The organism is Oryzihumus sp. (assembly GCF_036391795.1).
Lineage (GTDB): Bacteria > Actinomycetota > Actinomycetes > Actinomycetales > Dermatophilaceae > Oryzihumus.
The window spans coordinates 1-6,847 of record NZ_DASVZH010000118.1 but is presented as its reverse complement, the minus strand read 5'-3'; the positions used below and the strand labels follow the sequence as shown (position 1 = coordinate 6,847).

Annotated in this window: 5 protein-coding genes; all 5 read right to left on the bottom strand. The window is 73.3% G+C overall.

The genetic code is table 11. The features are described from left to right. The coding region (locus tag VF825_RS06895) for an alkene reductase (protein ID WP_331111526.1) at nt 1–952 on the bottom strand (952 nt) is incomplete at its 3' end. A gap of 152 nt (nt 953–1,104) precedes the next feature. Then, nucleotides 1,105–3,600, bottom strand: a complete 2,496-nt coding sequence (gene pepN / locus VF825_RS06890; protein WP_331111524.1) for an aminopeptidase N — start codon at nt 3,598–3,600, stop codon at nt 1,105–1,107. 107 nt (nt 3,601–3,707) lie between these two features. Then, the gene (htpX, locus tag VF825_RS06885) at nt 3,708–4,586 is read right to left on the bottom strand and encodes a zinc metalloprotease HtpX (protein ID WP_331111528.1); all 879 of its coding nucleotides are present in this window, start codon (nt 4,584–4,586) and stop codon (nt 3,708–3,710) included. A 78-nt stretch (nt 4,587–4,664) separates the two neighbouring features. Beyond that, nucleotides 4,665–6,137 carry a proton-conducting transporter membrane subunit gene (locus VF825_RS06880; protein ID WP_331111522.1) on the bottom strand — a complete coding sequence of 491 codons (1,473 nt, stop codon included), beginning with the start codon at nt 6,135–6,137 and terminating at the stop codon, nt 4,665–4,667. Further along, a partial coding sequence (locus VF825_RS06875; RefSeq protein WP_331111520.1) for a proton-conducting transporter membrane subunit occupies nt 6,134–6,847 on the bottom strand: 714 nt, incomplete at its 5' end. The genes VF825_RS06875 and VF825_RS06880, both read right to left, overlap by 4 nt.

The following is a 6,847-nucleotide window of genomic DNA, read 5'->3' as shown; positions in this document are numbered from 1 at the left end:
CGGGGTTGGAGATGAAGGCCCGGCCGATGGAGAAGAGCTCGCCGCGGTCCTGGGCCAGCGCCTGCCTGGCGGTGGACAGGTCGCTGGAGCCGGCGAAGCCGGTGTTGACGATGACGGTGCCGTCGAAGCCCTCGCGCAGCGCAGCGGCCACCTCACCGGACGGGTCGTCGATGACGTGCAGGTAGGCCAGGCCCAGCGGCTTGATGCCGGCGAGCAGCTCGGCGTAGGTCTGCGCCGCCTCGGTCTCGTGGATGTCGTTGAAGTCGCCACCCGGGGAGACGCGCATGCCCACGCGCTCCGCGCCGATGGCCTCGACGACGGCCCGGGTGACCTCGACGACGAAGCGGGCGCGGTTCTCCGGGGAGCCGCCGTAGGAGTCGGTGCGCTGGTTGGTGTTGTCGGAGAGGAACTGCTGCAGCAGGTAGCCGTTGGCTGCGTGCAGCTCGACGCCGTCCAGGCCGGCCGCGACCGCGCGGCGGGCGGCGTCGACGTACTCGGCCACGATGCCCGGCAGCTCGGCGGTCTCCAGGGCGCGCGGGGTCTCGAACGGCTTGAGGCCCTCGGGGGTGAACACCTCACCGACGGGCTTGACCTCGGAGGGGGCCACCGGCTGGGCGCCGATCAGCGCCGGGTGCGAGATGCGGCCGGCGTGCATGATCTGGGCGAAGACCACCCCGCCGCCCGCGTGCACGGCGTCGGCGACCTTGCGCCAGCCCTCGACCTGCTCGTCGGTGTGCAGGCCGGGCGTGTGCGGGTAGCCCTGCCCGGTCGCCGACGGCTGGATGCCCTCGGTGACGATGAGGCCGGCGCCGGCACGCTGGCCGTAGTAGGTGGCCATGATGTCGGTGGGGACACCGTTGGCGTCGGCGCGGTTGCGCGTCATCGGCGCCATGACGATGCGGTTGCTCAGCTCGTGCGGGCCGAGGGAGAACGGGGCGAACACGTCGCTCACAGGGAAGCTCACCATCCTGGGGGTCGGATTTGTCCTTCTCCCGTGCCAAGGCGATTGAAGCGTGAACGATTCCGGCCCCCGGGCGTGAGCAGTCTCACGCCCGGGGGCCGGAGGGGTGTGGCGGGTCGTCACCCGCCGGTTCGGGTCCCCGCTCAGGCGCCCCAGGTCGCCCGGGAGGCCACCGCCTCGCGCAGCTGCGAGCCGGTGTCGACCATCGCCCGGTGCACCGCCGGGGTGAGCGTGCCGCCGGCGAGGGCCTGCTCGAGCAGCTCGAGGGTGGCCGGCTCGACGACGACCGACGGGAAGGCCGGCTTGGCCACGTTGTTCAGCGCGTCCTCGCCGACGCGCCCGGCCATCGCCGGCACGTCGGTGAAGTAGCGCTCGGCGTAGGGGCGCACCAGGTCCAGCTGGCCTGCCTGCCAGAAGCCCTGGGCGAGCCAGATCATCTCGTAGTTGGACCGGTCGTGGTCGCCGGTGATCTGCTCCCACGCCCACGCCTTGGCCTCCGCCGTGGGCCGGGCCGCCTTGGCGTAGAGGGCCTGGAGACCGCCCTGCATGGTGTGGTCCCGCTCCAGCGCCGCGTCGATCTCGGCCTCACCGATGGCCCCCCGGCCGGCGAGGTTGCGCAGGACCAGCCAGCGCAGGTCGTTGTCCCCGGCAAGGCCCTCCGGCACGCCCTCGCCCTCGGCCCAGCGCCGGAGCAGCTCGACGTCGTCGGTGGTGCGGGCGAGGTAGCGCGCGGCCAGCAGGGCCGTGGTCGAGCCGGGCTCGGCGCGTTCGAGCAGCGTCGCCGCCGCCCGGGCCACCACCTGGGTGGCGGCCTCCTGCTCGGCGGCGGGGAGGAACTGCGGGATGATCCGGGCGACCATCTGGATGGCCATCCGGGACAGGATCGACTCGTGGGTCTCCTGCGCCCACGCACCCTCGAAGACCCGCAGCATCTGGCGCGGGTCGACGGTGCCGAGGCACACGCCGTCGACGAGCGCGGTCCAGACGACGGCCCGGGCCTGGCCGTCGGGGATCTGCGCCAGCTCCGAGGGCAGCGCCGCCAGCGTGGCGGGGTCGAGGCTGACCGTGGCCCAGGTGAGGTCGGCGGCGTTGGGCACGACCACCCGGGCCGCCGGGCGCCCGACCAGCTCGGGCAGCGCCATGTCGTCCCGGTCGAGCACGGTCGCCACCCGGAACACCTCCTCGCCGCCGGACCAGCCGGCCACGTCGAGGCTGTGCGGACGGTCGGCGGGGTGGTCCTTGGGCCGGCTTCGGCGCAGGCTCGCCGCGGCGATGACTCCCTCGCCGGTCTCCAGGTCGAGCTCGATGGTGTCCAGCTGTGCAGTGCGCAGCCATGCCTCGGCCCACGCGCCGAGGTCCTTGCCGCTGGCGCGCTCCATGGCACCGAGGAAGTCGGCGAGGTCGGCGTTGCCGTAGGAGTGCGTGGTCAGGTGGTCCCGGACCCCGGCGAGGAAAGCCTCATCCCCGATGTAGGCGATGAGCTGGCGCAGGGTGGCCGCGCCCTTGGCGTAGGAGATGCCGTCGAAGTTCTGCAGCGCCGTATCACCGTCGGGCGCCGGAGAGCCCGCCACCGGGTGGGTGGAGGGCATCCGCTCGGCGGCGTAGCCCCACGCCTTGCGTGCCACCGAGGAGTCGATCCAGGCGTCGTCGAAGCCGCAGCCCTCGAACGTCGTGCGGTGGGCCATGTACTCGGCGAACGACTCGTTGAGCCACAGGTCGTCCCACCACGTCATGGTCACCAGGTCGCCGAACCACATGTGGGCGCACTCGTGGGCGATGGTGTTGGTGCGGGTCAGCACCTCCTCGTGGGTGGCGCCGTCGCGGAACAGGTAGGGGTCGCGCAGCGTCACGCAACCGGGGTTCTCCATCGCGCCGGCGTTGAACTCCGGGACGAACACCTGGTGGTACTCCCCGAACGGGTACCGGATGCCGAACAGCGAGTGGTAATAGTCCAGCGACTGCTTCGTGACGGTCAACATCTGCTCGGCGTCGCGCTCGAGCGCCTCCCGCAGCGAGGCGCGGGCGTGGATGCCCAGGGGGATGTCGTCGTGCTCGGCCTTGACGGAGACGTAGGGGCCGGCGCAGACGGTGACGAAGTAGGTGGCCAGCGGCGGTGTGGTCGCGAGGGTCCACTGCCCCTCGGAGGTCTGGGTCGCCGCGCCGTTGCCGACGACCAGCCAGTCCGAGGGCGCCTGCACTCGCATGTCATAGGGGGCCTTGAGGTCGGGCTGGTCGAAGCAGGCGAACACCCGCGGCGCGGCGTCGAGGAACAGGTGGCCATAGACGTAGTGCCGCCCGTCGGCGGAGTCGACCGCCCGGTGCAGGCCCTGCCCGTCCTTGCTGTAGGCCATCGCCGCCACCACGGTGACCTCGTTCTCGGCCTGCAGGTCCTCCAGGGCGACCCGCTGGTCGCGCACCGTCGTGGGGTCGATCTCCTTGCCGTTGACGGTGATCGAGTGCACCTCGACCGCCTTGACGTCGAGGAAGGTCGACGCGCCGGGCTCGCGGGCGGTGAACCGCACCGTCGAGGTCGACCCGAAGGTCTTCTCCCCCGCGTCGAGGTTCAGGGAGACGTCGTATGCCGTGACGTCGATGAGCGCCGAACGCGCCTCTGCTTCAACTCGTGTCAAGCTCGCCATGGGCTCACCTAACCAGAGGCCCCGGCGGGGTTGTCACCGGTTTGCGCCCACAGCGCAGCGGCGGGGCCCCTGCCGGGACCCCGCCGCTCTGCTCGACCTCAGCCGGCTCAGTGGCCGCGGTAGCCGGTGGCCATCGCCTCGAGCCGGGCGATCCGCTCGGCCATCGGCGGGTGGGTGGAGAAGAGCCGGGACACGTCCTGCGCGCGGAACGGGTTGGCGATCATCATGTGGCTGGCGTTGACGATGTCGCGCTGGGGGGCCAGCGGCGCCTTCGAGACCCCGATCTCGAGCTTGCGCAGTGCGGAGGCGAGCGCCAGCGGGTCCCCGGTCAGGGTCGCGCCGTCCTCGTCGGCGTCGTACTCGCGGGTGCGGCTGATGGCCATCTGGATCATCCCCGCGGCGAGCGGCGCCAGCAGCGCCATGGCCAGCATGGCGATGGGGTTGCCGCCCTCCTCGTTGTCGCGACCGCCGCCCCCGAACATGCCGAAGAACATGAAGAACTGGGCGATGCTCGTGATGACGCCGGCGATCGCCGCGGCGATGGAGGCGGTGAGGATGTCGCGGTTGTAGACGTGCATCAGCTCGTGCCCGAGCACGCCGCGCAGCTCCCGCTCGTCGAGCAGGCGCAGGATGCCCTCGGTGCAGCACACCGCGGCGTTCTGCGGGTTGCGCCCGGTGGCGAACGCGTTGGGTGCCTCGGTCGGCGAGATGTAGAGCCGCGGCATCGGCTTGCCCGCCCTCGTCGACAGCTCGCGCACGACGCGGTACATCACCGGCGCCTGCGCCTCGCTGACCGGGTAGGCGTGCATGGCGCGGATCGCGAGCTTGTCGCTGTTCCAGTAGCCGTAGGCCGTGGTGGCGACTCCGAAGAGCGCGAAGAACCAGATGTACCGGCCGCCGGCCACCAGCGCGCCGATCGCGAGCAAGAGAGCCCAGATGCTGCCGAACAGCAGGGCGGTCTTGAGCCCGTTGTAGTGCTTGTGCATGCCCAGTCCAACGTCGATGGACACGCGCGCGTTCCGTCCAGCCGGCACCCAGTCGCCGTCCAGACTCGGTCGGTCCGGTCAGCCCCCGACGAGGTGCAGCAGCAGCTGCGGCGCGGCGCTGGTGACCACGAGGGCGAGCGCGCCGACCCCGACGGCGAGCAGCACGGCCGGATGGGCTCGCCGGGCTGTAGGTGCGCCAGCCTCCTCGGGACGCTCGAGCAGCACCCGCAGCCAGCGCAGGTAGACCGCGACGCCCAGCACCGCGTTGGCCGCCGCCACCAGGGCCAGCAGCCACAGCTGACCGGCGACCACCGGCCGCAGCGCGACCACCTTGGCGACGAGGCCGAGGACGCCCGGCGGCAGGCCCGCCAGGGACAGCAGGCCCAGCCCCAGCGCGACGGCCAGTCCCGGCCGGTCGCGCAGCAGCCCCCGGTAGGCCGTGAGCGTGCGCGCGGCGGGCATCCCGCGCAGCTGGCCCACGGCTGCCACCACGGCGAACACCGTCAGCGTGGCGACCACGTAGGCCAGCAGGTAGGCGGTGGACGCCTCGACCGCCCCGGCGGAGAGCGTGGCCAGGGGCAGGACCACCCAGCCGGCCTGGGAGACGGTGGACCAGGCCAGCAGGCGCAGCACGGTGTCCTGGCGCAGGGCCATGACGTTGCCGAGGGTCATGCTCAGCGCGGCCACCACCGCGACCGCGGTGAGCACCGGAGCGCCGAGCGGGGTGATCGCCCGCACCACGACGAGCAGGGCCGCCAGCGCCGCCACCTTCGAGGCGCCGGCCAGGAACGCCGTCACCGGCAGGGACCCCCCGTCGTAGGCCTCGGGGGTCCAGGCGTGGAAGGGCACCAGCGAGAGCTTGAACCCGATGCCCGCGACGAACAGGACCAGCGCGAGGACCAGGACCGCGCGGCGGGTGGGGTCGGTGTTGGCGGCCAGCGCCGCGTCGGGTGCGAGCAGCGGGCTGGCCGTGGCGGTGTACCAGCAGGCGGCGGCCAGGGCGAGCATCGCGAAGGAGACCAGCGAGGTGGTCAGCAGCGCGACCGCGCCCGAGATCGCGGCCCGGACGCCACGCAGGGCGACCAGGGCGATCGTGGGCAGCGTGGCCAGCTCGAGCGCCACGAGCCAGGAGCCGAGGTCACGAGCCGCAGCCACCGCGGTGGCACCGGTGGTGGCCGCCAGCACGAGGCTGACCGTGACCGCGGTCCGGCCGCGGGGGGCGTCGCGCTCCCCCGGCCAGGCCAGCAGCACCGTGACCACGGCGCCGAGCAGGGCGGCCAGCTGCAGCGCGGAGGCGGCCGGGCCGGCGGCGTAGAGGCACACGTCCGGGTGCCCGGGCAGGCAGAGGGTGCGACGGACATCCCCTGCGGCGGCACCCAGGCCGCCGATGGTGCCGGCGGCACCGAGCGCGAGCGCGACGAGGGCGAGGACGAGGTGCGTGCGGCGCAGCCGCGGCAGCGCGGCGTCGGCGACCAGCACCGCCGCGGCGCCCGCGGCGGGGGCCAGCACGGGGGTGAGCGTCATCAGGTCGACGGAGACGACGGCGCTCATCGGACCGCCTCCATGGCGATCCGGGCCACGTCCGGCGCGGTGCTGCGCAGCACCGTCCCGGGCAGGACGCCGAGCCCGACGACGGCGACGACGAGCACCGCGACGACCGCCAGCTCGGCGCCACGCGCATCGGCCAGCGCCGGGGCCTCCCGGTCGCCGGCCCAGACGGTGCGCAGCACGCGCAGCGAGTAGGCGGCGGCCAGCGCGGTGCCGAGCACGGCCACCGCCGCGAGCACGCGGAAGAGCGTGACCGGGGAGCCCACGGCCGGTGACCACGCGGCATACACAGCCAGGAACTCACCCCAGAAGCCGACCAGGCCGGGCAGCCCGAGGGAGGCGGCGAAGCCGACGACGAGGGCGAAGCCGAGTCGCGGGGAGACCTCGCGCAGCGCGGCGCGGGCGACCCGCAGGTCGGCCGAGCCCCAGCGGGACTTCAGGCCGCCGACGAGGAAGAACAGCAGCGCCGAGACCACGCCGTGGGCGACGTTGGCGAACAGCGCCGCCTGCAGCCCGGTCGCGGTGCCGCTGGCCAGGCCGAGCGCGACGAAGCCCATGTGCGCCACCGAGGAGTAGGCGATGAGCCGCTTGAGGTCGTTCTCGACCAGGCAGGCCAGGCCTCCCCAGAGGATGCCGACCACGCCTGCCACGCCGAGCACCGGCGCGACCGCGGCGAAGCCCTGCGGGACCGTGGCGACCGCGAGCCGGACGAT